The sequence below is a fragment of the Streptomyces sp. NPDC057654 genome, from assembly GCF_042800135.1.
Lineage (GTDB): Bacteria > Actinomycetota > Actinomycetes > Streptomycetales > Streptomycetaceae > Streptomyces.
In genome coordinates this window covers 1-21,949 of sequence record NZ_JBHVHQ010000023.1, presented here as the reverse complement: position 1 = coordinate 21,949, position 21,949 = coordinate 1, and the positions used below count along the sequence as shown (strand labels likewise).

Genomic DNA, 21,949 nt, shown 5'->3' with positions numbered 1-21,949 from the left:
GGCGGTCGCTCAGGCAGGCAGCCGCGTGTCGACGATGAAGCTGATCTCGATGGACTGGCCCGGGAAGGTCAGCTCGCTGACGCCGATGACCGTGCTGACCGGGCGGTGGTTGCCGTAGTAGCGCGGGTTGCCCGCCATCGTCGGCGCGGCGTTCTGCTGGAGGTTCACTACGTACAAGGTCTGCGAAATGATCTGGTTCCGGGTGGCGCCGTAGTGGGCGAGCACCTTGTCCATGTTGGCGTAGGTCTGCTCCAGCTGGGCGGCGAAGTCGTGCGTGTGGCGGAACTCCCCGGCCGCGTCGACCGAGACCTGCCCGGAGACGTGGATCAGATCGCCGGACTTGATCGCCTGCGAGTAACCGAAGTCGCTCTCGGCGGGCATGCCGTGGTTGAAGGTATCGATGGTGGTCATAGTGGTGTTCGCCCTCCTGGCGTGCTCTCTTGTGGTTACTCGGAAACTGTAGGAGAGTGACCGTTGACCTGGAAGAACGCACTTTTTGGTGACTGGGGAACCTGATGGTTACTAAGCAGCTGCTCAAGGGGTTGCCCGAGGACGCCGACCTGCGGCGGGCGGACTCTCTCGCTCGGGAGATCTTCTCGGACGTCGCCAACAAGTGGGCGCTCCTGATCATCGAGGCGCTCGGCGAGCGCACCCTGCGCTTCAGCGAGCTGCGCGACGAGGTCGAGGGCGTCAGCCACAAGATGCTCACCCAGAATCTGCGCATGCTGGAGCGCAACGGCCTGGTCGAGCGGAAGGTGCACCCCACCGTGCCGCCGCGCGTCGAATACACCCTCACCGAGCCGGGCCGGGGCCTGCGCGCCACGGTCGACGCCATGTGCGGCTGGACCCACCAGTACCTCGGCCGCATCGAGGACGCGCGCCGCCGCTTCGACGGCTAGGGCGCCCGGAACTCCTGGAGCGCCCAGGATGGGCTTCGGCCCGCGCCCCGTACCGTACGGCCGCTCAATGCGACTCGACAGGGGAGCGTCAGATGGGCGAGAGAGCACACGGGCCCGTACGCCGCGGCGAAGGCACCGGTCCCGGGGCGTTCACGCCGGACGGGAACGCGGTGGAGCTGTACTCCCGGCTTCCTGCCGGGACCGAGCCGGAGACCATCGCTCAGGCCGTTCCGCCGGGGGCCTCGATACTCGAACTGGGCGCGGGGGCAGGGCGGGTGACCCATGCTCTGCTGGAGCGCGGCTATCGCGTCGTCGCCGTGGACGAGTCGGAGGAAATGCTCAGCCAGGTCAAGGGGGCCCGTACGGTGCACAGTTCCATCGAAGCGCTGGACCTCGGCGAGCGGTTCGACGCCGTACTGCTGGCCTCTCATCTGCTCAACACCGCCGAGCCGTCATCCCGCGACGCGATGTTGCGAAGCTGCCGACGTCATGTGGCGGATGACGGAAAGGTTCTGGTGGAGCGTCAGGGAGACGACTGGTTCGGGCCTCGCATGGCGATGACGCCGGCCGACCGGACGAGGACGGGCATCGGCATGCGGGTCGTGTCCGTGGAACGCTCCGCGCCGGGCGTCTCCGACGTACGTATCGAGTACGAGGCCGACGGCGTGCGATGGACCCACTCCTTCCGCGCCTGGGACGTCCCGGACGCGGAGTTGGAACGCATTCTGACGGCCGCCGGACTGCGTCTGGCGCGGTACCTCACCGACGACCACAGCTGGGTGGAAGCGGTTCCCGTCTGAGCGGCAGCCGTGTCCTCTACGGACCACACGGTCCGTATGAGACCCGCACGGTCCGTACGGGCCTACGGAATGGTCGTGCTCAGCGGCCAGCGGCGGATCCGGTACGGCGTCCACCACAGGAAGCGTCCCGCCCGATGGATCAGGCCGGGCGGCAGATACCTCGCGACGACCGAAGGGGGCACGTCTGTCTCCGGCAGGCCGCGCAGCAAGGCCCTGATCAGCTGATCATGCTCGGACGTGCGGATGACGAGGCGCTTGAACGAGTCGCCGCGACGGTCCCGTATCTCGATGAAACCGGGGCCGCGGCGGTAGCCGCACTTCGCCGCGTGGAACGAGTCGCGCCACCGGATGGCGATGTCCTGAGCGGGGCAGCCGGAAGCGTCGGAATCGTCGCGGAACACGGCAGTGGGCGGGTGGAGGTGACTGAGCGGCAGCCACTCGACTGTTGTGCCGGTACCGGCACCGGCTTCGGCTCCCGGCTCGGGCAGGCGCAGCGTCCAGTCGACGGCGATACCGAAGGAGGTGAGTTCGCGTACGGTCACGAGCGCCGTCACCGCGGCGGCGCCATGGCGGTCCGTCAGGTCGACGGCCCTCGGGAGCCGGGCGAACTGGACGCCTTTCGAGGCGAGTTCGGCAACGGCGCCCTCGACCTGGCTACCCATCAGGTCGACCGTGCCGACGTACACCCCCGGTATGTCCCAGGCCGCCGGGGCGCGTTCCCTCCACAGAGCCAGGGAAACCGGAGCGAGGGGCGCGGCAGCGAGCGGGCTCATCCGACACCACCGATAGCTCCGGACCCTCCAGCCCCTCCGGTCCCTCCGGCTGCTCCGGCGGCCGAAGCGGCCAGGGCCGGGGCGAGGGGCTCGGCGCTGTGCAGACGGCTGCCGTCGAGGCGCATCAGATCCTGGTTGGCGGCCATCGGGGCAACATGGATGTACTGGCCGCCGTCGGTGAAGACGAGGCCCAGGTGACGCCAGCGGTCGAGGAGTTCACCGATCCGTACCTCGGTCGCGTCCTCGTGGCGGGACGCCGCCTTGTGCAGCAGGGCCGCGGGGGAGTGGGGCATGTCGAGGAGGCGGAAGACGGTCATTTCCAGAGGGTCCGTCAGGTCGAGCAGCCGCCACGCGAATCCGGGTCGGGTGTCGACGAGGACGATGCGGTCGCCGAGATCGCAGTGGGTCAGGCGGCAGTGCACATAGGCGTCCTTCCAGCCGCCCACGGCCCGCTTCAGACGGTCCAGGCAGGATGCCGAGATGCCGAGATCGCGGGAGTCGAAGAGGTAGACCATATCGGCGAGTTCGGATTCCGGCAGGTCATAGATGTGGCGGTAGTGGGCGGCGGGGCGCAGCTCGTGGAAGCCGAGCTCGGGCCGGTCGAAGTACGGGCTGAAGCGCTCGACCTTGATGCGGGTGGCGTTGAAGGGCGGGGTGAGGTGGTGCAGGGCAGGCGCCTGGTCGCAGATCGCGTCATAGTCGTCGTCCGATTCGCCGGGGAAGCCGTAGAGGTAGTTCCAGTTCAGGTTCATCCCGACGGTCTCCGCGTCGCGCAGCAGCCGGACGTTCTGACAGCCTGTCACACCCTTGTCCATGAGGGTGAGTACCCGGCTGCTGAGGTTCTCGACCCCGGCCTGGATATAGCCGATGCCGGCCGCGCTGAGGGCCCGCAGCTGTTCGCGGCGCAGGTTCGACTTGATCTCGTAGCACAGCCGCAGGTCGTAGCCGGACTCCTGGAGCCGGGGCGCCATCGAGGTGAGGTAGGCCATGTCGAGGATGTTGTCGGTGACCCACACGTCGAGGATGCGGTAGCGCTCCACCAGGCCGAGGATTTCGTCGACGAACCGCTGCGGGTCCTTGCTGCGGAACTCCATGAACGATCCGTTGAGCCCGCAGAACGCGCAGTGGTGCTTCTCTCCCCACCAGCACCCGCGCGAGCCCTCCACGACGATGCGGGGCTCCACCCAGCTGCCCGCGGTGGACCGCGCGTGACGGTCGAAGTAGTCGCCGTACTCGGGGGTGACCAGGGAGCCCGGAGGAAGGGGCTTGGCCTCCATCGGGTTGGCGACGCAGCGGCCTTCGCCGTCCCGCCAGCACAGACCGGAGATCCCTGGAAGACCGTCGCCGTCGTCCCGTAGCGCGGCCAGCAGCTGAGGGAATGTCGCCTCGCCCTCGCCGCGCACGACGAAGTCGACGAACGGGAAGTTCCGGTGCAGTGCCGCGCCCTGCGGACCGTCGCAGTTCGCACCGCCGAACACCGTAACGGCTGACGGGGCAAGGTCCTTGACCGCGCGTGCGGTGGCGAGAGTGGCGGCGTTCTGCGCGAACGTCGTGGTGAAACCGACGACGTCGGGCGCGTCGGCGGCGATCCTGGCGGCGATGTCCCGTACGAACCGCGGGGCGAGTTCGTGCAGTTCCCGCGCCTTGGCGAGCAGCGGCTCGGGCACCCTTTCCCCGATCGACTCGTTGAACTCCCGCACACTCCACGTCGGTTGCTCGTTGAGTGCTGCCGAGAAGATCCATTCGCTGTGCCCGGAGAAGTACGAGCTCGCGCAGAAGTCGTACTCCTCGAAGGTGAAGTCGGTGTGCGCCGTCAGCCAGTCGACGTAGTCGAGGTTGGCGTGCACGACATCGACCGAGGCGTCCGGGTAGACATCGAGGACCCGGCGTTTGAGGATGCCGAGGGCGAGCGACGGCGCGTCGATCGCCGACCACGGCATGTCCACCAACACGATGCGCATGACAGTCCGTTCCCTTTCTCGCCGGATCCGCCCGGCGGGTGCGCAGACGTGGCCGGCGGCCTCACCAGAGCCCGCGCCCGCACAGCGCGCGGCGGGCGGCATCGCCCTCGGCCGATGGAGTGGTCTCGAACGCCGCCGCGAGCTGCGCGGAGACGGCTCCGCGCGTGACCCCGGCGGGTGTGGCGAAGTAGGCGTAGGACACCACCGGCCCCGGGCTCTCCCGCCGGGCGGCAGTCGCCGGGCGGTCCGACCAGGAGGCGACGGATCGGGGTGCGTACCGGCGCAGGGCCGCGTGGCCCCGGCCGGTCGTGACGATTCCCTCGACGGCGATGTCGAACGACAGTGGCTGTTCGCACACCAGCGCCGTGAACAGAGCGGTCATCAGCTCGTGCGTCACGGTCTCGCGCAGCACGACATGCGCTTCCGATGCGCCCGCGCTCCAGGCTGCGTCCGCACCCACGGTGGCGTCCGCGCCCGCTGCCGCGCCGACGCTCGCGAGCCGGTGGTCCCGTTGCGCGGCGACGAAGCCGAGCAGGTACGAGGCGAACGCCTCCTCCACGGACAGTCCGCGCCCCGCGTAGGGAACGAGCCGGAACCTGCCGAACTCCTCCGAGCCGAGGAACCCGGTGAGCAGTTCAGCGTCCTTGACGCCCGCCGCCGCGAGAATGCGCAGGCTGCGAGGGAACGCGGAAGCGATGCCGCCGCTCCTGCCCATCTTCCAGACAGCCGTACGGAACTGCCGTGCCGCACTGTCGAGTTCGGCGAGATCAACCGTCTCCAGACACTCCAGCTCGCCCGGCCCCGAGGCGACCGCCGCGGGGCCCTCGCCGGCGAGCCGCGCCCTGAGACGCTCGTCCAGCAGCAGTCGCATCAGCAGGTCCGCGAGCTGCGAGCCGTTCAACTGCTCCACCCGCCCGGATGTCCTGGCGTCCCCCGGCGCGGAGCTCACGGCGACTCCTCGCTCCGCCACTCGGCGACCAGTGCCCTGAGCCGGTCGTAATTGCGCCGGGACTTCTCCACCAGCCGGCCGTCCGCACGAAACACCGGGTCTTCGTAGGTGACGCCGACGAGGTTCGGACAGCGCGTCAGCAGATGGGCGGTGAGGTCGATCTGCTCGTCAAGAAGCACGCCGTGGTGCAGATCGCGGAACTTCCCGCCTACGATCTGACAGCCCGACAGGTGAAGTTCGCGGCAGCGATGCAGCGGCAGCCCGTCGATTCCGTCGAACATGTACGGGCCGGTGCGCCCGCGCAGCCACTGGTAGCTGAGCAGGTGTCCGACGTCGAGCGTCACCCACACATCGGCGTCCTCGGCCAGCCTGGCGAAGTACGCGAACGCGTCGAGACCGCCCAGCACGAACGAGCCGCCCTCGGTGAAGCCGGGGAATTCGACGTGCAGCGGCGGTGTCAGGAGCCGCGCGGCTTCAGCCGCGTTGCGGGTGGCGATCTCCAGGCCGGGACCGGTGAGCAGCGGTGGCAGCGGATATGGGAGTGGACATCCGCGCAGGCTCCAGATGCCCAAGTCCTCTACGACCCAGGTGAATTGATATCTGGCGTGGAGCTCATTGGCGAACTCGGCGGCCGGCCCGCGGTCGTAGCGCTCGGGCGTCCCCATGTTGAGCTCGGTGTGGTGGAAGGCCCGGGGCAGGCCGGCGGGCAGCGCCTGCCCGAACCGGTCGTAGGCGCGGACGTAGTCGGCTGGGCGGGGGAGGGCGCGCGAGCGCGGCTGGAAGGAGTGGGCCGCGTACCCGAAGTCGCCGCCGTGGCGCTGGAGGAAGGTCCTCAGCCGGGGGTGGATGTCGCCGCCGCCGCCGTCGTCCGTGTCCACGAACCCGATGCCCCGCCCGCCGCCGCCCTGTCCGGACCACGGCATGTCCACGAGTACGCCGAGCCCCAGCCGGCGTGCTGCCCCGTCGTCAGCGCTGTGCGCGGCGGTGGGGGAGGGTGCGGCCATCGCGCTCATATCGGCCTCCTCGCGGGGTGGGCGGCTGTGACTGCGGTTGCGGTTGCGGTTGCGGCTGGGGTCGTGGTCACGTCCGCGCGCACCGCCGGGAACGGCTCGGCGGCCGATACGTCGACCAGGCGCGCCAGCAGCCGTCGGCCACGGGCGGTACGGGCCGTGAGCAGGCCGTCGGGCCGCTGCTCCACGTCACGGCGCGGCAGCGCGTAGAACTGCTCCCACACCAGGTCGGCCACCACGATGCGGTCGGGCGTCGCGTCGAGATGAGCGGGCACGGTACGTACCCACGGACGCGGCCTCGCGGCGTCGGGCGGATACGGGCCGCCCCGGTCCGCCGCACGGCGCGACGGCGGGTGGGCGGCGCTCACCCGGCCGGGCCGCACCGTTCGGAAGACCCGCTCCAGCCGGGCGAGGGCCTCGGCGCGCGTCGGGCCGCCGTGTACCGTCAGCGGATAGCCGACCCGGCCGGCGAGGTAGCTCAGCTCCGGATTTCCGGCCAGCCGGCCCGTGGTGTCCAGCGAGATTCCGTAGCGCTCCGGAGCCTGGGCGAGCCTGCTGCCCGGTTCGGGCACCAGGAGTTCGAGCGCGTCGATGCCGATATGCCGCTCATTGGCGACCAGGAACCGCAGGGACTCCTCGAATTCCTCGGGCCGTTCGTCCAGGACATGGCCCATCACCGAGAACCGCAGGGTGATCCCGGTCCCGGTGAGGTTGTCCACGATCCGCTGGTAGTCGGCCGCGTGTACGCCCCGGTCCATCAGGTCCAGCAGGCGCTGCGAGTTCCCTTCGTAGCCGATGGCGATCATCGCGCAGCCCGCCTCGGCCAGCGTCCGGCAGAACTCCGGCTCGGTCAGGCTGTGTTCCAGCCTGCTGCGCACCCCGAACCGCACCCGCACACCGCGTTCGCGCACGGCGCGCATGGCCTTCGCGATCAGGCGCAGATTGGTGTTCTCGTCCACGATGGCCACGAACCGGGTCCCCGTGTCGCGTACCACCGTCTCGACCGCGTCGGCGACCTGACGTACGGTCGCCTGCTGGTAACTGCCTTGTGGCAGCGACCTGTTGCCGTAGGCGCAGAACGCGCACCGCCCCCAGTAGCAGCCGACGCAGGAGATGATCGCCGCTTCCATGCCCTCGTTGAGGTACGAGCGGGTGGGGAGGCCGGTGTGGTCGGGCGGTCCGAGTTGGTTGAACCGGAGGGAGAGCGGTCGACGGGAGCGTACGGCGGGCCCCTCGTGGGAGAGCCAGGTCATGCCGGGCACGGCGGCCGAGAGGGCAGCGCCGCTGCGGCTGCCGTGGCCGTCACGAACGTCATGGCCCTCGTGAGTGTCGAGGACGTCGAGCCAGCGTTCGAGGGGTTCCTCTCCTGCGGTCCAGCACAGTGCGTCGACTTTGCGGCGGAGGCCGGGCAGGTCGGCGAGGTCCGCTTCGCGGAGCATGATCTGCTGCCCGCCCAGGCAGATCTGGGTGTCCGGTGCGAGTCCCCTGACCCAGGCGGCGATCAAAAGGGCGGGGCCGAGCTGGCTGAAGAACGCCACCGACAGCCCGACGACCCGTGGTTGATGGTGGATCAGCAATGCGGCCACCAGGCGGTGGAGCACCTCGACCGCGGTCCCGGAGGCGGCAGGCGGCCGGTCCGCCGCCCTTCGCGCAGCGCTGTCTAGGTCTTCCAGGTTGTCGAGCCCGCGCGAGGCCGATGCCGGGAAGGTCAGGAAGGTGTCCCGGACGAACAGTTCGAGCGCCTGCCGGGCGAGCCGTACCGCGCGTGCGGCGCCCAGCTCGCCCGGGGATGCCTTCCGCATGACCTGCGCGCGGACCTCGTGGAGGTGTCGGCCGAGGGTGCGGACCATCTCCCCGCGGTACCAGTCGCCCACCCCGTCATCGCCGTCATCGCCCTGCGCACGCACTGCCGCCTCGAACAGGCGTGGATCCCACAGCAGTTCATGGAGCAGGGCGATGTTGAGATCGGCCTGGTGAACGCGCCGGCCGCGGCGCCGCAGATGTCCCGTGAGGTACGGCAGGCTCAGATACGGAAAGAACCTGGCTTCGGTCTGCGGCGGGAAGAGGAGGAGCACGTCGACGGGGGCACCGTCCACCGCAGGTACGCGCGGCACGTTCCACCTCCTCCTCCGACGGACGGTCGTACATCACGGCGCGCTCCGCGAGAATGCGTGACGCGGCGCGAACCCTGGGGAACGAGCGGGTCGAAACCGCACACAACCCGCAGAAACGGGACGGGACTCAGTGGGCCGTCTCGTAAATGTCCTCCGCGGCGATATAGGTGTAGGTGTGGTAGGCCCCGCCGAGCTTCAGCTCCTTGGAATCAATCACTTCCAGTTCGTCGAGCTCGGAGAATTCATCCTCGACAGTTACTGCGGGATGTAGAGCGGTCATGATCCCTCCCAGATGGGAAACGTGGCAGGTTGCCTAATGGAAGATCGGTTTCGCGCCGGTGTGGCGTCGCGCCGATGCGGATGCGCACCGGGATTCGCAGTCGCGCCGATGCCGAGTCGAGCCGATGCGGAGTCGCGTCGGATGTGCGTCGCCGGAGTGGCTGCCGTATACGGTAGTTCCAGCCAACTGGCTGCACAACTCCAAGGGAGCCACTGATGTGCGACGCGATCGGAGATCGATTCCATGATGTTGCCGGAAGCGGTCATGGATGTACGGGGAACCGACGGGAAAGGCAATATGCTTTCCCGTAGCACCCATTCCGGTTCCGTGTGATGAAGGCATGGAGCCTCGGCCTCGACTGCCGGGAAGAACGGGAAGAATATGCCGCGATGAGAAAGTCACGGGACATGGAGCCCATGACGGCACGAGAGTGGAACCTGACCTATCGGTTCGGGGAGCCGGTGTGGGACGAGCCGCCCACCGCGCTCCTCGCGCGCCTGCTCGCCCGGCACGCGCCGCCGCCCGCCGAAGTGCTCGATGTGGGCTGCGGGCTGGGCACGACCTCGCGTTGGCTCGCCGAGCGCGGCTACCAGGTCACCGGGTGCGACTACGCGGCGCGGGCGATCGAGCTGGCCCGTGCCCGTACGCCAGAGACGCTGGCCGTCCGGTTCGCGACGGCCGACGTCATGCGCGAACCGCCGCCGCTCGGCCGGTTTCCGGTGGTGTTGGAACGGGGCGTACTGCACGCCGTACCGCGGATGGCGGACCGTCGTCGCCTCGTCGCGGCGCTGGCGCGGGCCTGCCTGCCGGGAGGTCTCTGGGTGCACGTCGGCGCGAGCGCCGTCACCGTGGAGGCGGAACGCTGCGTGGCCCGAGGCCCTTCCCGCATGGCCGAAGAGACCTTCCTCGCCCTCGCCGAACCCCACTTCACCGTCCTGGAGATCGACTACGCACCGTTCGGCAGCCGCTGGGCCACCTGGCAGGCGCGGCACGCCGTACTCCGCGGCCGCTCGGCGCCTGATTCCTCTTCGGCATACCCCGCTCTCTGAAGGCGCTGCGCCGCGCGCCGTCTCGGTGAGCGGGACGCGTGATTGACAAAGGCGTACGTCTCAGAAGACGCCGGGCGGTACGGGGGGAATGGGTCTGGCCGGCGAAGCCCGCCTCTATGCGCTGTGATCCCACCCTGGGTGAGCGAGCTGCTTCCGTATCGGCTCGGCCGGATCGCATTTCTCGTCGCCGCGAGTGGGACCCCGGATATTCTCGCCGGATTCCTTATTCGCCTTCTCTGATTCTCCTGCCACCGACTCGGGTGGTGGGCGAATGGGCCGCGACAGCTCCGGTTTCGGCTATAGCGGATGTGTGGCCACGATTTCCCTGACCGCACGGTGACGGGGCGAGCGGCGAACTCGGCGAGATCCGCCTCTACGACACCGACTCCGGGGACCGCCTCCCCGACGACATTCCGCACCGCGCCCACGGCCCGCTGGTCGTCCCGCGGTGGACGCCCGACAGCACCGGCTTCTTCTACACCGCCGCGGACCCCGCGCGGGCCGCTTCGGTCTTCGGTCAGAGCCCTGTCTTTCCGGTGGCCCAGTACGGCTTGGTGGTGATGGCCTGGCGCGTCAGGGTCCGGCTGTCGGTGAGCGCGCGCCGTTGGCGCTGGATGGACTGGGCGTGCCCCAGGAGCAGTGCGCCGTCGAGGCCGGCAGCCGTGAACTCGCCTTCGCTGATGGCCCGTTCGAGCCATGACTGGAGTGCGACGCCCGGTGTTTCGGAGGCGGGCAGGAAGTGGTAGTCGGGCCAGCGGTCGGCGAGCGGCGCGACGGCGTCGGCCGGTACCTCGACGGCGACGATCGGGGCGTCGCTGTGACGGGCGTACGCGTCGAGGGTGCCGAGGGCGCAGCCGTCGCCGAGGTAGAGGCGCCGGGTCCCGCTCTCGCGCAGCGGCCGGTGCCGCCCGGCCAGCACGGTGGTCCGGCTGCCGGTGCGCAGGAGGCGCAGCCAGGCGGTGCCGGGGCCGTCGGCCTCGGTGGCGGCGAGCGCGGTGATGTGCTCGGAGTCGGGGCCGCCCACGGTCCGTACCGAGTAGCGGCGGCCCTGGGTGGGCGTGGCGCGGACCTGGAACTCCTGGCCGGGGCGCCAGCCGCCGGGCGGCGCCGCGGCATGCATCTCCAGCTCGATGAAGCCGGGGGCGGGTTCGTGGACGCCGAGCACCTGAGTCGGCCGCCCGAGGGCGGAAGCGGCGAGGTTGCCGACCAGGGCAGGTGCGTAAGGCACGGGAATTCCTCTCTCGTGGCGGGGCCGAGGCGGGTCCCCGCCCGTGAAGCTACACCGTGTAGTACAGTTAGTAAACTGCACGGTGTAGTGCGCTACCTGCACCGCTCCGTGTAGGCTTCACCGGGAGGTACGAATGAGCGCTACCACGGCGAACGCGGGTACGGGCGCGGGTACGGAGAAGACGCTGCGCGAAGGGTCGACCGAGAAGCGGACGGCAATCCTCCGCGCAGCCCGTGATCTGTTCGTGAGCCAAGGCGTGGACCGCGCCAGCATGGACGCCATCGCGGCCCGGGCCGGGGTGTCCAAACGCACCGTGTACGACTACTTCGGCGACAAGAGAAGCCTTTTCGTGGCCATCCTCACCGCGGTGTCCCAGTCGCTGGCGGCCACCGCGCGCCGGGCGCTCAACGAGCACCTCCCGGCGGACCAGCGGATCGCGACGGTCGCACAGCTGGAAGAGGCGCTCACCGCTCTGGCGATCGACCTCGGCACCACGGTCGTCGGCTCCGCCGAGTACGCCGCCGGGTTCGCCCTCGTCGCACAGGAGCGTCTGCGGACGCCGCTGACCGCGGACGACATCGCGACGGCGGAGATCGAGGAAGCGTTCACGGAACGCGTCGCCCGCTTCGCCGACGCGGGGCTCCTGGACGCGGACGACCCGCGCGTGGCCGCCACCCACTTCTTCGCGCTGACCGTCCTGCTGGCCTCCGAACGGCAGCCGGTCCCCGCCCACGCCGATCCGGATCGGACCCGCCAGTTCATGGTCGACGGGGTGCACGCCTTCATCCGGGCCTACGCGAGGCGCTGACCCCCGGCCTCCGCGGCGGCTGCTTCCCCGGTGAGCAGGGGGCGGGTGGCGGGTGAGGCCGCGTCAGGTATCAGGTGGTGGTCAGTTCCTCGATTCTTTCGGCGAAGCCGGGGGTGGGGAGGGGGAGGTCTACTTCCTCGACGTATTCGACGGCGTTGGTGACGTAGCAGACGACGGCTTCGGTGGCGGTGGGGGTGGGGTCCGGGTGGTCGGCTATGACGACCTCCAGGTCGATGCCCCAGGTGACGACGGTGTCGTACGCGTCGGCCACGTCGGACCAGCGGTATCCCGTGCGGTCGGGGTCGGCCCGGTCCGCGTCGGCCTGGGCGTGCCACCAGGCGGCCTCGCTCACCTCGGCCAGCGCCATGTGGTGGAGGAAGAGGCAGTACGAGGCGGAGGTGTCGCCGGCGCCGGCCGCGTACTGCCACCAGAAGCGGGCGCTGTCCTCCCGCCCGGCCAGTTGCAGGACACAGGCCAGCACCCTGGCGCCGGCCGGTTCCGGTAACCGGGCGGCCCCGATGAACATGGTCATCTGATGCAGCGCCTCGGGCTGGCCGACCACCAGCCGGCACAGCCGCCGCAGGTCCTCGGCGGCCTCCCGCATCTGCCGCTCCTCGGCCCGCTCCCGTTCGCTGCCGCGCGCGGGCCGGCCGAACGCCTCCTCCAGCCGGGCCACGGGCCGCAGGGCGTCGTCGAAGGACAGCGCGCCGCGCAGCAGCCGGTCGGCCAGGCGCGCGGCCACCCGCGCCTCACCGGCCGCGACCTCCTGCGCCGTGTACGGAGCGGACCGCAGGCGCGCCGTGGCCAGTTGCGCGGTCAGCGCCTGGTCACCCTTCGAGGCGGGCATCGTCGTCTCCTTCCTCCAGCAGCCCCAGTTCCTGGCGGAGCCTGCGCCGGGCGTACCGGACGGTGGAGCGGACCCCGGCCTCGGTGATCCCGAGGGTGCGGGCGGTCTCCGCGGTGCTGTAGTCGAGGCTGTAGCGGAGCAGCATGACGTCGCGCTGCCGCTCGGGAAGGGCGCGGATGGCCTGGTACAGCGCCAGGGAGTCTTCGAGCGCGCCGATCGGGTCGACGACGGTGTGCAGGGTGTGGGTCTCGAACGCGGCGAAGTCGACGACGACCGGGCGGCGGCCGCGGGCGCGCGCGAAGTCGATGGCGCGGTGCTTGACCACCTTCCACGCGTACGCCTCGGCCACCGGCTGCCTGAGCACGAGCGGCCACTGGACGCACAGCTGCTCGAAGGCCTGGTCGACGGCTTCCTCGGCGTCGTGCCGGGAGCCCAGGTGCAGCTCCGCCCAGCGGACGTAGGCGCCGCGGTAGAGCTGGTGGAACGCTTGGAAGTCGGTCGGCAGGCCGGGAAGCGCGACCACGCCGGGGCGCCGGCCCGCGTAGCCGTCAGGGTCGTCGCCGCTCACCGCAGCCCCCTGCCGCTGTGGGCACGGTCCTCGGCGCGGGCCAGCTCACTGGCGCCCGCCCGTACCGAGACGGCGGCGAGCCGTCGCAGCAGCATCCGTACATCAGCACCGATCACGCGCACCGCGGCCAAGGCCACGGCCCAGTCGCACACGAGATGAACATTCACGGACCTTGGAGTCCCCTCCAGTTGTCACCGGCGGTGCCTCTCCGTTCAGCACCGAAGGGCTTATGAGCCCTCTGACACCAATAGCGTTCGCCGACCCACTGCCGTGCATCGGATGACCCTAAAATCTTACGGAGTGCTACTCGCCGGTTACGCGCATGATCGGCTGCGGTGCGCGCCCCGTCACCGTGCCTTGTGCAACTGCGCGATCCGCAGGCTCAGATGCGCCGTCAAGCGGTCCTCGCCGCGCGAGAGGGAGAGGCCGGTCAGCTCCTCCGCCCGGTGCAGGCGGTTGTACAGGGTCGAGCGGTGGATATGCAGGCGGGCGGCGGCGCGGGGGGCGTCGCAGGCCTCGTCGAGGTAGACGCGCAGGGTCTGCGCGAGTTCGGGGACGAGACCGCGGATTCCCGGGTGCATGCTCTCGGCCAGGTCCGCGGGGGACAGCTTCGCCAGGAGCGCGTACGTGCCCAGGCGCGCGTACGCGGTGACCGGCGCGCCGCTCCCCGTGGCCCGTGCCACCTCCGCCGCCTGCCGGGCCTCCGCATACGTCGCGCCCGCCTCCGACAGCCGGCGGCGGGCCCGGCCGACGCCGGTCCGGCAGGCGACCGGCGGGGCCGCGGGGAGTTCGGCGCGCAGCCGCTCGTACAGCGTGCCCGCCAACTCCTCCGCGCCGCGTTCGGCCTCCTCCTCGCCCGCGTCCGGGCGGACGGTGAACAGCAGCGCGTGGTCCGGACGGGTCAGGGAGAGGGCGTGCGCCGGGGGAAGCCGGCGGCGGGCATGCTCCACGGCGAGGTCCAGGGCGAGCCGCTGGTCCTCCCGCAGCGGCTCGGAACCGTCGCCCACGGTGGCGACGACCGCGACGACGCCCCCGCCGTCCGCCGCGGCGAGCTCCTCCTCCACCAGCGTCCGGGCCGCCTCGGCCCTGAGCACCGGGTCCGGGGACACGAGGTCGCGTACGAGCTCCCGCTCGCGGCTCCGCGACATCTCGCCGCGCAGATGCTCCCGGTGGAGGATCAGCCCGGCCTGCCGGGCCGCTCCCCGCAGGGCATCGGCCTCCCGGCGCCCCGCCGGGCCCTCGTTGGCGGTCAGCCACACGTAGCCGAGCAGCGTGTCGTCGTACCGGATCGGCATGCCGAAACGCACCACCCCCATACCGATCTCCGGGCGCGCGGCGACCGTGAACATGCCGGTGGCGCGGGGCGCGCCCTGAGCGGTCACGTGCTCGAACAGCTCCGCCGGAACGCTCCGGTTCATGATGGATCCGACGCGCGCCGCGTCGGCCTCGCCGCGATGCGCGCTGTGCGCCAGGAGCCGGAGCCGCCGGTCGTCCACCGCCACCGACCGCTCCAGCCGTGCGGCCAGCGCGTCGATCACCTGTTGCAGATCCGTTGCCACGCCCACATTTTGCTGGTCGGCCCCGTCGACGCCGTAGACGGGGGTGCGGCGGGCCGGGGCGCGCGGGTGCGACAACTGGCGAGCCGCGGCTCCGGAACGTGCGACACGCGTCGCGGGATCGCACCCGCGCGGCCTGCGTACTGTGCGGGGCGTAGGGAGCGACGGCGCCACAGCACCCATCCGGCGTCCGGCCGATCCCTGCCGTCCGGTCCGGCAATCGGGAGGAGTGGAGCGATGTCCGTCACCGCGGAAGCCGTCATCGTCGGGGCCGGGGTGATCGGTTCCTCGACCGCCCTCGAACTGGCCCGCAGCGGGCTGCGCGTCGTGGTCGTGGACCGCTTCGGCGGCGCGGGCAACGGCTCCACCAGCGCCTCCAGCGCGGTGGTGCGCTTCACCTATTCCACGGTCGAGGGCGTGACCGCGGCCTGGGAGGCCCGGCACTGCTGGGAGGCGTGGCGCGACCACCTCGAAGCGCCGGCCGGCGAACCGCTGGCCGCGTACAACCGCTGCGGCATCGCCCTGCTCGACGTGGACGTCGCCCCGCGCGCCCTGTTCACCGGCCACTTCGACGCGGTCGGCGTCCCGTACGAGGAGTGGGAAGCCGACGAACTCGCGGCGCGGCTGCCGGCCGTGGACCCCGGACGGTACTGGCCGCCCCGCCCCGTCGACGACGAGGAGTTCTTCGCCGACGCGACCGGCCGCCTCGGCGCGCTCCACACGCCCGACGGCGGGTTCGTGGGCGACCCGCAGCTGGCCGCCGCCAACCTCGCCGCCGCCGCCCGGCGGCACGGCGCCGCCTTCCGCTGGAACACCCGCGTCACCGAGGTGGTACGGGCAGGGGGCCGAGTGCGCGGCGTCCGGCTCGACGACGGTACGGAGCTGTCGGCGCCGGTCGTCGTCAACGCGGCCGGACCGTGGTCGGGGCAGCTCAACCGGCTCGCGGGCGTGGGCGACGACTTCACCATCGGGGTGCGGCCGCTGCGCCAGGAAGTCCACCAGGTGGCCGCGCCGCCCGGCTACCACGGCGACGGCGGACGCGTCGGCCCGGTGATCGCCGACATGGACGTCGGCGTCTATCTGCGGCCCGAAGGGCGGGACTTCCTGCTCGTCGGCGGCACCGAGCCCGAGTGCGACCCGCTGGAGTGGCTGGACGATCCCGACGCCGGCCGCCCCGTCCCCACCGCCTCGGGGTTCCGCACCCAGGTGACGCGGGCCGCCCGGCGGCTGCCCGGCCTGCGGGTGCCCGGCCGGCCGAGCGGGGTGGCGGGCGTGTACGACGTGTCCGACGACTGGGCCCCGATCTACGACCGGACCGGCCTCGACGGCTTCTACGCGGCCATCGGGACCAGCGGCAACCAGTTCAAGAACGCCCCGCTCGTCGGACGCCTCATGTCCACCTTGATCCACGGCGTCGAGGGCGGGCACGACCACGACCGCCGGCCGCTCACCCACACCTGCGAGCACACCGGGCACGACATCGGCCTCGGCGCGTTCTCGCGCAAGCGACGCCCGTCCGCCACGACGGGGACGGTCCTCGGCTGAGGGCTCCCCTCGGCCCCTGTCCCGTACCGCAGTTCACGAAGGAGACAGCGATGGAGAAGGACCTCCGGAAGACGGCTTCCTACGCGGCGGTCGACGACCATCTGCGGAAGCTGTACGAACCGGCGTTCGGCACACCGCAGTCGCTGCGCGAGCCCCGCGTCACCGCCGACGGACGGCACATCGTCGTCACCGGCTCCGTGTTCGACAAGCTCGACGGCGTCCCCCGCACCGCCCTCTACACCTGCCGGAACGGCGGTCTGGAGCCGCTGTCCGCGGGGCCCGCCTCCGCCCAGGGAGCCGTCTTCTCCCCGGACGGCAGCACCCTCGCCTTCCTCTCCGACCGCGGCACGCCCCAGGTGTTCCAGCTCCACCTGATGGGGACCGGCCAGTTCGGCGAAGCCGTCGCCGCTCCCGCCGTGCCCGGCAGCGTCGAGTACGCGCACTGGTCCCCGGACGGGCAGCGCGTCCTGCTCGGCGTGGCCGGGCTCGGGGCCGACCTGTCCGGGGGCGAAGGGTCCGCGACCGTGACCACGGGGGAGACCACCGGGTCCGGGGACGGCGCCGACGCCACCCCGTCCTGGCAGCCGCTCGTGGAGACGGGCGACGAGGACGGGCGGCGCAGCCTGTGGCTCTACGCCCCCGGCACCGGCGAACTTCACCAGCTCTCGCCCGAGGGGCTGAACTGCTGGGAGGCCGGCTGGTGCGGCGACGGGCACGTCACGGCCATCACGTCCGAGGGTGCGGACGAGGACTCCTGGTACGGGGCCGTGCTCACCCTCATCGACATCGCCGACGGCGGCTGCCGCGAACTGCTCAGCAGCGAGGTGCAGTTCGGGCTGCCGATGGGGTCGCCGGACGGCCGTACCGCCGCGGTCGTGCAGGCCGTATGCAGCGACCGGTGGCTCGTCGCCGGTGACCTGCTGCTCATCGACACGGCCACCGGGAGCACGCGAGCCGTGGACACCGCGGCGACGGACGTCACCGGCCTCCAGTGGATCGACCGGGACCGGCTCGGCTACACCGGCCAGCGCGGACTCGACTCCGTCGCCGGCGTCGTGGACGTCGCCACGCGGAGCGTACGGGAGATCTACTCCACCGCCCTCGCCCGCGGCGGAGCCACGTTCTTCCCCGCCGGGACCTTCACGGCGGACGGCCGGGTGCTCACCGTCCAGGAGTCGTACGAGCTCCCGCAGCAACTGGTGCTGACCGACGGCAGCACGGACGACGTCCTCGCCTCGGTGTCCCACCCCGGCACCGAGTACCTGCGGTCCGTGGGCGGCACGGCCCGCGAGGTCTCCTGGCTCGCGCCGGACGGGCTGGAGATCCAGGGCGTCCTGTGCACGCCGGAGGGCGAGGGGCCGTTCCCGCTGGTCGTCAACATCCACGGCGGCCCGGTCTGGGCCTTCCGCAACACCTGGTCCATGCTCTACCCCTGGGTGCCGCTCCTGGTCTCGCGCGGTTACGCCGTGCTCAACCCCAACCCGCGCGGCAGCGTGGGGCGGGGACAGGAGTTCGCCGGCCGCGTCGTCGGCGACATGGGAGGCGCGGACACCGCGGACCTGATCTCCGGCATCGACCACCTCGTGGAGCGTGGGATCGTCGACCCGGCTCGGGTGGGCCTCATCGGGGGCAGCTATGGCGGCTTCATGTCCGCGTGGCTGGTCACCCAGGACACCCGCTTCGCGGCGTCCGTCCCGATCGCGCCCGTCACCGACTGGTACAGCCAGTCGCTGACCAGCAACATCGGCGAGTGGGGCAACTCCTTCCTCAAGGCCGACCTCACCCAGCGGGATTCGCTCGCCTTCTCCCGGAGCCCCGTCTTCCACGCCCACCGGGCGCGGACGCCCTGTCTCGTCGTCGCCGGCGCGAAGGACCGCTGTACGCCGCCCGGCCAGGCCCGCGAGTTCCACCAGGCGCTACGGGCCAACGGCGTCGAATCGGCCCTGGTGATCTACCCGGAGGAGGGGCACGACGTGCGCTGCTTCCCGGCGGTGACCGACTTCCTCACGCGCACGGTGGACTGGTTCGAACGGCACATGCCGGCCCGGCCCTGACGGACGCCGCTCCCGCCTGTGCCGGACACCCGCCCAGATGCCCGGCACAGGCCCTGAATTGTTTATCAGCTTTATCAGCTTTGTCAGCGCAGTTGCTCCTGAGATGTGGCCGGGAAAAGGGATTTCCGGCTTTTCCCCGTTGAGCACGGAGGGGGCCTCAGCTGTCCGGGGCGCCGAACCAACGGCCTGCTGCCCGCTCGAACGCCTTACGGTCGGGGCCGCCGTCTCCCACCCAGGCCACCACGCCGTCAGGCCGGACCAGCGCGGCGCCCGCCCCCAGGTCATCGCGCGCCGACCCGGCCACGTACCGCAGCCGGCTCTTCCAGCCCAGCGCGGAACCGTGCAGGCATTGGTCGGCGCTGAAATCCAGCGCGATTCCGTGCCCGTCCCGCATCAGGTCGCCGAGGCGCGTACCGTCCTCAAGGCGCAGGTCAGGGGCGTTGCGGCCGATCAGCGGGTGGTGGTCGACCGGTCCGCCGTCCCGGGCGCCGTCCGGGCGGTCGGTCCCGAGGCCGTAGCGGTGGGAGTACCCCGAGGTCTTCTTGAAGGCGTACGTCGTTCCGTCACGCGTGGCGAGCAGGTCGCGCAGCACGCCTTGAACCGCCTGACCGTGCGGGTCCGGTCGCATGGCCATCGCCTGGGCGCGCGACCAGGCGAGCACTCCCGCGCCGATCGGATGGCGTTCACGGGCGTACGTGTCCAGAAGCCCGTCCGGCGCGTGCCCCCGCACGGTCGCGGCGAGCTTCCACCCCAGATTCATGGCGTCGCCGAGACCGAGGTTGAGCCCCTGCCCGCCGAGCGGGGAGTGAATATGGGCGGCGTCGCCCGCCAGCAGTACGCGGCCCTGCCGATAGGCCGTCGTCTGCTTCGCCCGATCGGTGAAAGTCGAGACGAGATGGATGTCGTTCAGCGTCACGTCGGCGCCGGAAATCCGGCGCAGGACCGTCTGAAGATGTTCGCGCGTCGGCTGCTGCGAACGGTCGAAAGCGCCGCCGTCGCAGTCCAGCATGCCGACGTACCCATCCGCGAAGGTCCGCAGATACATGCCCGTCGGCGTCAGATTGAAGCCGGGGCGCAGTTTCTCGGGGTCGGCGATGGCGGCGAGCATGGCATATCCGGTGAACTGCGGCTCGGTGCCGACGAATTCGAATCCCGTGAGCCCCCGCACCGTGCTGCGTCCGCCGTCGCAGCCGACGAGCCAGCGCGCCGCGTACTCGTGCTCACCGGCCCGTACGGTCACGCCCTCGTCGTCCTGGGCGACGGCCGTGACCGCGGCGCCGCGCCTGATCCGCACGCCGAGCGCGGTCGCCCGCTCGGACAGCAGCCCCTCGACCGCTTCGAGGTGCGTCAGCAGGCCCTCCGCCGCCGGGCCGGGCAGCCGGAAGGGCAGCGCGGTCATGTCGACGTCGGCCGGGTCGAGCATCATGCCGGCGAAGTGGCCCGCGAAGCGCGGGGGCGACGGCGCTTCCACGGCGGGGCCGGGGTCGACGACGACCTCGTCGAGACCTGGCGTGAGGTTGTCGTCGACGAGGTCGTGGTGGACGCCCGAGGCCGTCAGCAGGGGGCTCAGCATTCCGCGGCGGTAGAACGCCTCGACCGACGCGGGGGACAGGCCCCGCATGCCGAGTGGGCCCGTTTTCGTGGCGGAACGGGGCTCCGGCTCCTGTTCGAGCACCAGGACGGAGCAGCCGGCGAGACCGAGTTCGCAGGCCAGGAAGAGGCCGACCGGGCCGGCGCCCACAATCGCCACATCCGCTGATTCCGCTCGGTCTTCCGTTGTGTCTTCCATCGCGTCACGCATGAGAACTCCTGTGTCGTTCATCGGGTTCGTCCGTCCTGGGTGAAGAAGTCGATCGCGTCTTGGAGGGTGGCGTTGTTCGCCGCTTCGGATTCGGCGGCGGCCGCGGCGCCGCGAGGGAACAGCGCCTGCTCGTACGCGGTGAGCGCGGCCTCGATGTCATCGGGGTGCGCGGCGAGGGCCTGGCCGAGTTCGGCGGCGTCCAGCATGGCGAAATTGGCGCCTTCTCCGTCCTGAGCGCCCAGATGGGCCGCGTCGCCGAGCAGGGTCACTCCCGGAATTCGGTCCCAACGGTGGCCGCCCGGCAGCGCGTTGTGGGGGCGGAGTACCGGTGTCGTGTCGCTTTCGGTGATCAGTACGGTGAGTTCCGGCGCCCAGCCCTCGAATTCGGCCGCGATCCGCGAGAGAGTCACGTCGGTGCCGGTTTCGGTGAAATCCATATCGGCGAACCAGTCCTGCGGCTTGGCCAGCGTCACATAGGCGTGCACCGTCCCGGCCGATTCCCGGTGGGCGTGGATCTCCATTCCGCTCGGATCGAGCGCGAGCATCGTCCCGTCGCCGACCGCGTTCGCGGTATCGGGATGGCGGGTCCCGACGTCGAAGAGATAGGTCTCGACGAACGACATCCCGGTGTACTCGGGTACGGCGTCGGAGAGCAGCGGCCGGACCCGCGACCAGCCGCCGTCCGCGCCGACCAGCAGGTCCGTGGTGACGGTGGAGCCGTCCGCGAAGGCCAGTTCGTGGCGGCCCCCGCCGAGGGAGCGGGCCCCGCCGACCTTGTGACCCCACCGGACGGCGCCGGCCGGGAGGGATTCGAGCAGGATACGCCGCAGCTCGCCGCGGGGTACCTCGGGACGTCCGCCCGTGCCGTCGTCCGCCTCGTCGAGGAGGACGTTTCCGCCACGGTCGAGGATCCGCATCGCCTGGCGGCCTTCGAGGACGATCCCGCGGAACTCGTCCATCAAGTCCGCCGCCCGCAGAGCGGGTTGACCATTGTAGTCGTGGATGTCGAGCAGCCCGCCCTGCGGACGAGCGGTCGGGGACGCCTCCGCCTCGTAGACGGTGGCCGGGATGCCGTTGATGTGCAGGACGCGGGCGAGCGTGAGGCCGCCCAGTCCGGCGCCGACGATGGCGACAGGGCTGTTCATGGAAGTGGTCCTTCCGAATCGAGACCGCCCGGTGGGTTCCGGCCGGCCGCCTCGGGTGTTGTCGGGCGCTCAGAGACTGACGCGGACCGCTCACACGGCACGCACACGGCGCTCACAGCGGCTCATGGCACGCTGACAGCGGCTGACCGGCTGGTGGTCGGGCCGCCGCCCTGATTTGGGTCTGCGAGCCGTGCGAGCGAGGATCAGAGGATGGACGGGGACACGCGGCTTCGCGTCACGCTGCTCGGCGCCTTTCAGGCGTCTCGGGGAGATGCCGCCCTGCCGGTTCGCGGGGTGAGGTTGCAGGGCCTGTTCGTACGGCTGGCGCTCGCCGGCGGCCGTACGGTCGAGCCGGACGTGCTGGTCGACGCGATCTGGGCCGAGGACCCGCCCCCGGCCGACCCCGCCCACGCCCTCCAGGCCCTCGCCTCCCGGCTGCGCCGGGCCCTCGGCGCGGCCGACGACGTCACGCAGGCCGCGGGCGGCTACGGGCTGGCGGTGGCCGCTGCCGACGTGGACGCGCTGCGGTTCGAACAGCTCGCCGCCGCCGGGCGCGAGCGGC

General features: G+C 71.2%; 19 protein-coding genes and 1 pseudogene. 7 read left to right on the top strand and 13 right to left on the bottom strand.

The annotated features are described in order from the left end of the window. Positions 1–9 precede the first annotated feature (9 nt). Entirely contained in the window at positions 10–411 is a 402-nt protein-coding gene (locus tag ACFU99_RS04060) for a RidA family protein (RefSeq protein ID WP_384385390.1), read from the bottom strand. 104 nt (positions 412–515) lie between these two features. On the opposite strand from ACFU99_RS04060, the gene ACFU99_RS04055 reads away from it, so the two are divergent. Both ACFU99_RS04055 and ACFU99_RS04050 read left to right on the top strand, forming a co-directional pair. Next, positions 516–899, top strand: a complete 384-nt coding sequence (locus tag ACFU99_RS04055) for a winged helix-turn-helix transcriptional regulator (protein ID WP_384385387.1) — start codon at positions 516–518, stop codon at positions 897–899. Between the two features lie 92 nt (positions 900–991). Further along, complete coding sequence (locus ACFU99_RS04050; protein WP_384385385.1) at positions 992–1,699, top strand: class I SAM-dependent methyltransferase; 708 nt, start codon at positions 992–994, stop codon at positions 1,697–1,699. 62 nt (positions 1,700–1,761) lie between these two features. Here the strand turns inward: ACFU99_RS04050 and ACFU99_RS04045 are convergent, their stop codons facing one another. The 5 genes from ACFU99_RS04045 to ACFU99_RS04025 form a co-directional block, all read right to left on the bottom strand. Next, entirely contained in the window at positions 1,762–2,472 is a 711-nt protein-coding gene (locus ACFU99_RS04045) for a DUF5825 family protein (RefSeq protein ID WP_384385383.1), read from the bottom strand. After that, complete coding sequence (locus tag ACFU99_RS04040) at positions 2,469–4,433, bottom strand: RiPP maturation radical SAM C-methyltransferase (RefSeq protein WP_384385380.1); 1,965 nt, start codon at positions 4,431–4,433, stop codon at positions 2,469–2,471. The genes ACFU99_RS04045 and ACFU99_RS04040 overlap by 4 nt, the downstream gene beginning before the upstream one ends. Before the next feature lie 61 nt (positions 4,434–4,494). After that, entirely contained in the window at positions 4,495–5,382 is an 888-nt protein-coding gene (locus ACFU99_RS04035) for a hypothetical protein (RefSeq protein WP_384385377.1), read from the bottom strand. Next, positions 5,379–6,395, bottom strand: a complete 1,017-nt coding sequence (locus tag ACFU99_RS04030) for a DUF692 family multinuclear iron-containing protein (protein ID WP_384385374.1) — start codon at positions 6,393–6,395, stop codon at positions 5,379–5,381. The genes ACFU99_RS04035 and ACFU99_RS04030 overlap by 4 nt, the downstream gene beginning before the upstream one ends. Then, entirely contained in the window at positions 6,392–8,506 is a 2,115-nt protein-coding gene (locus ACFU99_RS04025) for a B12-binding domain-containing radical SAM protein (protein WP_384385371.1), read from the bottom strand. The genes ACFU99_RS04030 and ACFU99_RS04025 overlap by 4 nt, the downstream gene beginning before the upstream one ends. Before the next feature lie 696 nt (positions 8,507–9,202). Here ACFU99_RS04025 and ACFU99_RS04020 point away from each other — a divergent pair. Beyond that, positions 9,203–9,835 carry a class I SAM-dependent methyltransferase gene (locus tag ACFU99_RS04020; protein WP_384385368.1) on the top strand — a complete coding sequence of 211 codons (633 nt, stop codon included), beginning with the start codon at positions 9,203–9,205 and terminating at the stop codon, positions 9,833–9,835. A 517-nt stretch (positions 9,836–10,352) separates the two neighbouring features. Here the strand turns inward: ACFU99_RS04020 and ACFU99_RS04015 are convergent. Next, positions 10,353–11,063 (bottom strand): hypothetical protein, encoded by a 711-nt coding sequence (locus tag ACFU99_RS04015; RefSeq protein ID WP_384385365.1) that lies wholly within the window; start codon positions 11,061–11,063, stop codon positions 10,353–10,355. A gap of 133 nt (positions 11,064–11,196) precedes the next feature. Here ACFU99_RS04015 and ACFU99_RS04010 point away from each other — a divergent pair, with 133 nt between their 5' ends. Further along, positions 11,197–11,871 (top strand): TetR/AcrR family transcriptional regulator, encoded by a 675-nt coding sequence (locus ACFU99_RS04010; protein WP_384385362.1) that lies wholly within the window; start codon positions 11,197–11,199, stop codon positions 11,869–11,871. A gap of 70 nt (positions 11,872–11,941) precedes the next feature. Here the strand turns inward: ACFU99_RS04010 and ACFU99_RS04005 are convergent, their stop codons facing one another. From ACFU99_RS04005 to ACFU99_RS03990, 4 genes are all read right to left on the bottom strand, one after another. After that, positions 11,942–12,718 (bottom strand): hypothetical protein, encoded by a 777-nt coding sequence (locus ACFU99_RS04005; protein ID WP_384385360.1) that lies wholly within the window; start codon positions 12,716–12,718, stop codon positions 11,942–11,944. Further along, a complete protein-coding gene (locus ACFU99_RS04000; protein ID WP_384385357.1) occupies positions 12,699–13,286 on the bottom strand; it encodes an RNA polymerase sigma factor in 588 nt (195 codons plus the stop codon). The genes ACFU99_RS04005 and ACFU99_RS04000 overlap by 20 nt, the downstream gene beginning before the upstream one ends. After that, positions 13,283–13,453 (bottom strand): hypothetical protein, encoded by a 171-nt coding sequence (locus ACFU99_RS03995; RefSeq protein ID WP_384385354.1) that lies wholly within the window; start codon positions 13,451–13,453, stop codon positions 13,283–13,285. The genes ACFU99_RS04000 and ACFU99_RS03995 overlap by 4 nt, the downstream gene beginning before the upstream one ends. Before the next feature lie 180 nt (positions 13,454–13,633). Next, on the bottom strand, positions 13,634–14,845 hold the full coding sequence (locus ACFU99_RS03990) for a PucR family transcriptional regulator (RefSeq protein WP_384385351.1): 1,212 nt from the start codon (positions 14,843–14,845) through the stop codon (positions 13,634–13,636). A 234-nt stretch (positions 14,846–15,079) separates the two neighbouring features. On the opposite strand from ACFU99_RS03990, the gene ACFU99_RS03985 reads away from it, so the two are divergent. Both ACFU99_RS03985 and ACFU99_RS03980 read left to right on the top strand, forming a co-directional pair. After that, the gene (locus tag ACFU99_RS03985; RefSeq protein ID WP_384385348.1) at positions 15,080–16,387 is read left to right on the top strand and encodes an NAD(P)/FAD-dependent oxidoreductase; all 1,308 of its coding nucleotides are present in this window, start codon (positions 15,080–15,082) and stop codon (positions 16,385–16,387) included. A gap of 50 nt (positions 16,388–16,437) precedes the next feature. Continuing rightward, positions 16,438–18,441, top strand: a complete 2,004-nt coding sequence (locus ACFU99_RS03980) for a prolyl oligopeptidase family serine peptidase (RefSeq protein ID WP_384385345.1) — start codon at positions 16,438–16,440, stop codon at positions 18,439–18,441. A gap of 157 nt (positions 18,442–18,598) precedes the next feature. On the opposite strand, the gene ACFU99_RS03975 is transcribed toward ACFU99_RS03980, so the two are convergent. After that, positions 18,599–20,230, bottom strand: coding sequence for an FAD-dependent oxidoreductase (locus tag ACFU99_RS03975; protein WP_384385410.1), 1,632 nt, complete (start codon positions 20,228–20,230; stop codon positions 18,599–18,601). A 29-nt stretch (positions 20,231–20,259) separates the two neighbouring features. After that, positions 20,260–21,387, bottom strand: a complete 1,128-nt coding sequence (locus ACFU99_RS03970; protein WP_384385342.1) for an FAD-dependent oxidoreductase — start codon at positions 21,385–21,387, stop codon at positions 20,260–20,262. 210 nt (positions 21,388–21,597) lie between these two features. Here ACFU99_RS03970 and ACFU99_RS03965 point away from each other — a divergent pair. After that, positions 21,598–21,949: pseudogene (locus ACFU99_RS03965) on the top strand (AfsR/SARP family transcriptional regulator); the annotation flags it as partial.

Coding starts and splice junctions, on each gene's coding strand:
- ACFU99_RS04060 (WP_384385390.1), bottom strand. CDS start 411: ATGACCACCATCGATACCTTCAACCACGGCATGCCCGCCGAGAGCGAC.
- ACFU99_RS04055 (WP_384385387.1), top strand. CDS start 516: ATGGTTACTAAGCAGCTGCTCAAGGGGTTGCCCGAGGACGCCGACCTG.
- ACFU99_RS04050 (WP_384385385.1), top strand. CDS start 992: ATGGGCGAGAGAGCACACGGGCCCGTACGCCGCGGCGAAGGCACCGGT.
- ACFU99_RS04045 (WP_384385383.1), bottom strand. CDS start 2,472: ATGAGCCCGCTCGCTGCCGCGCCCCTCGCTCCGGTTTCCCTGGCTCTG.
- ACFU99_RS04040 (WP_384385380.1), bottom strand. CDS start 4,433: ATGCGCATCGTGTTGGTGGACATGCCGTGGTCGGCGATCGACGCGCCG.
- ACFU99_RS04030 (WP_384385374.1), bottom strand. CDS start 6,395: ATGAGCGCGATGGCCGCACCCTCCCCCACCGCCGCGCACAGCGCTGAC.
- ACFU99_RS04020 (WP_384385368.1), top strand. CDS start 9,203: ATGACGGCACGAGAGTGGAACCTGACCTATCGGTTCGGGGAGCCGGTG.
- ACFU99_RS04010 (WP_384385362.1), top strand. CDS start 11,197: ATGAGCGCTACCACGGCGAACGCGGGTACGGGCGCGGGTACGGAGAAG.
- ACFU99_RS04005 (WP_384385360.1), bottom strand. CDS start 12,718: ATGCCCGCCTCGAAGGGTGACCAGGCGCTGACCGCGCAACTGGCCACG.
- ACFU99_RS03985 (WP_384385348.1), top strand. CDS start 15,080: ATGTCCGTCACCGCGGAAGCCGTCATCGTCGGGGCCGGGGTGATCGGT.
- ACFU99_RS03980 (WP_384385345.1), top strand. CDS start 16,438: ATGGAGAAGGACCTCCGGAAGACGGCTTCCTACGCGGCGGTCGACGAC.
- ACFU99_RS03975 (WP_384385410.1), bottom strand. CDS start 20,230: ATGGAAGACACAACGGAAGACCGAGCGGAATCAGCGGATGTGGCGATT.
- ACFU99_RS03970 (WP_384385342.1), bottom strand. CDS start 21,387: ATGAACAGCCCTGTCGCCATCGTCGGCGCCGGACTGGGCGGCCTCACG.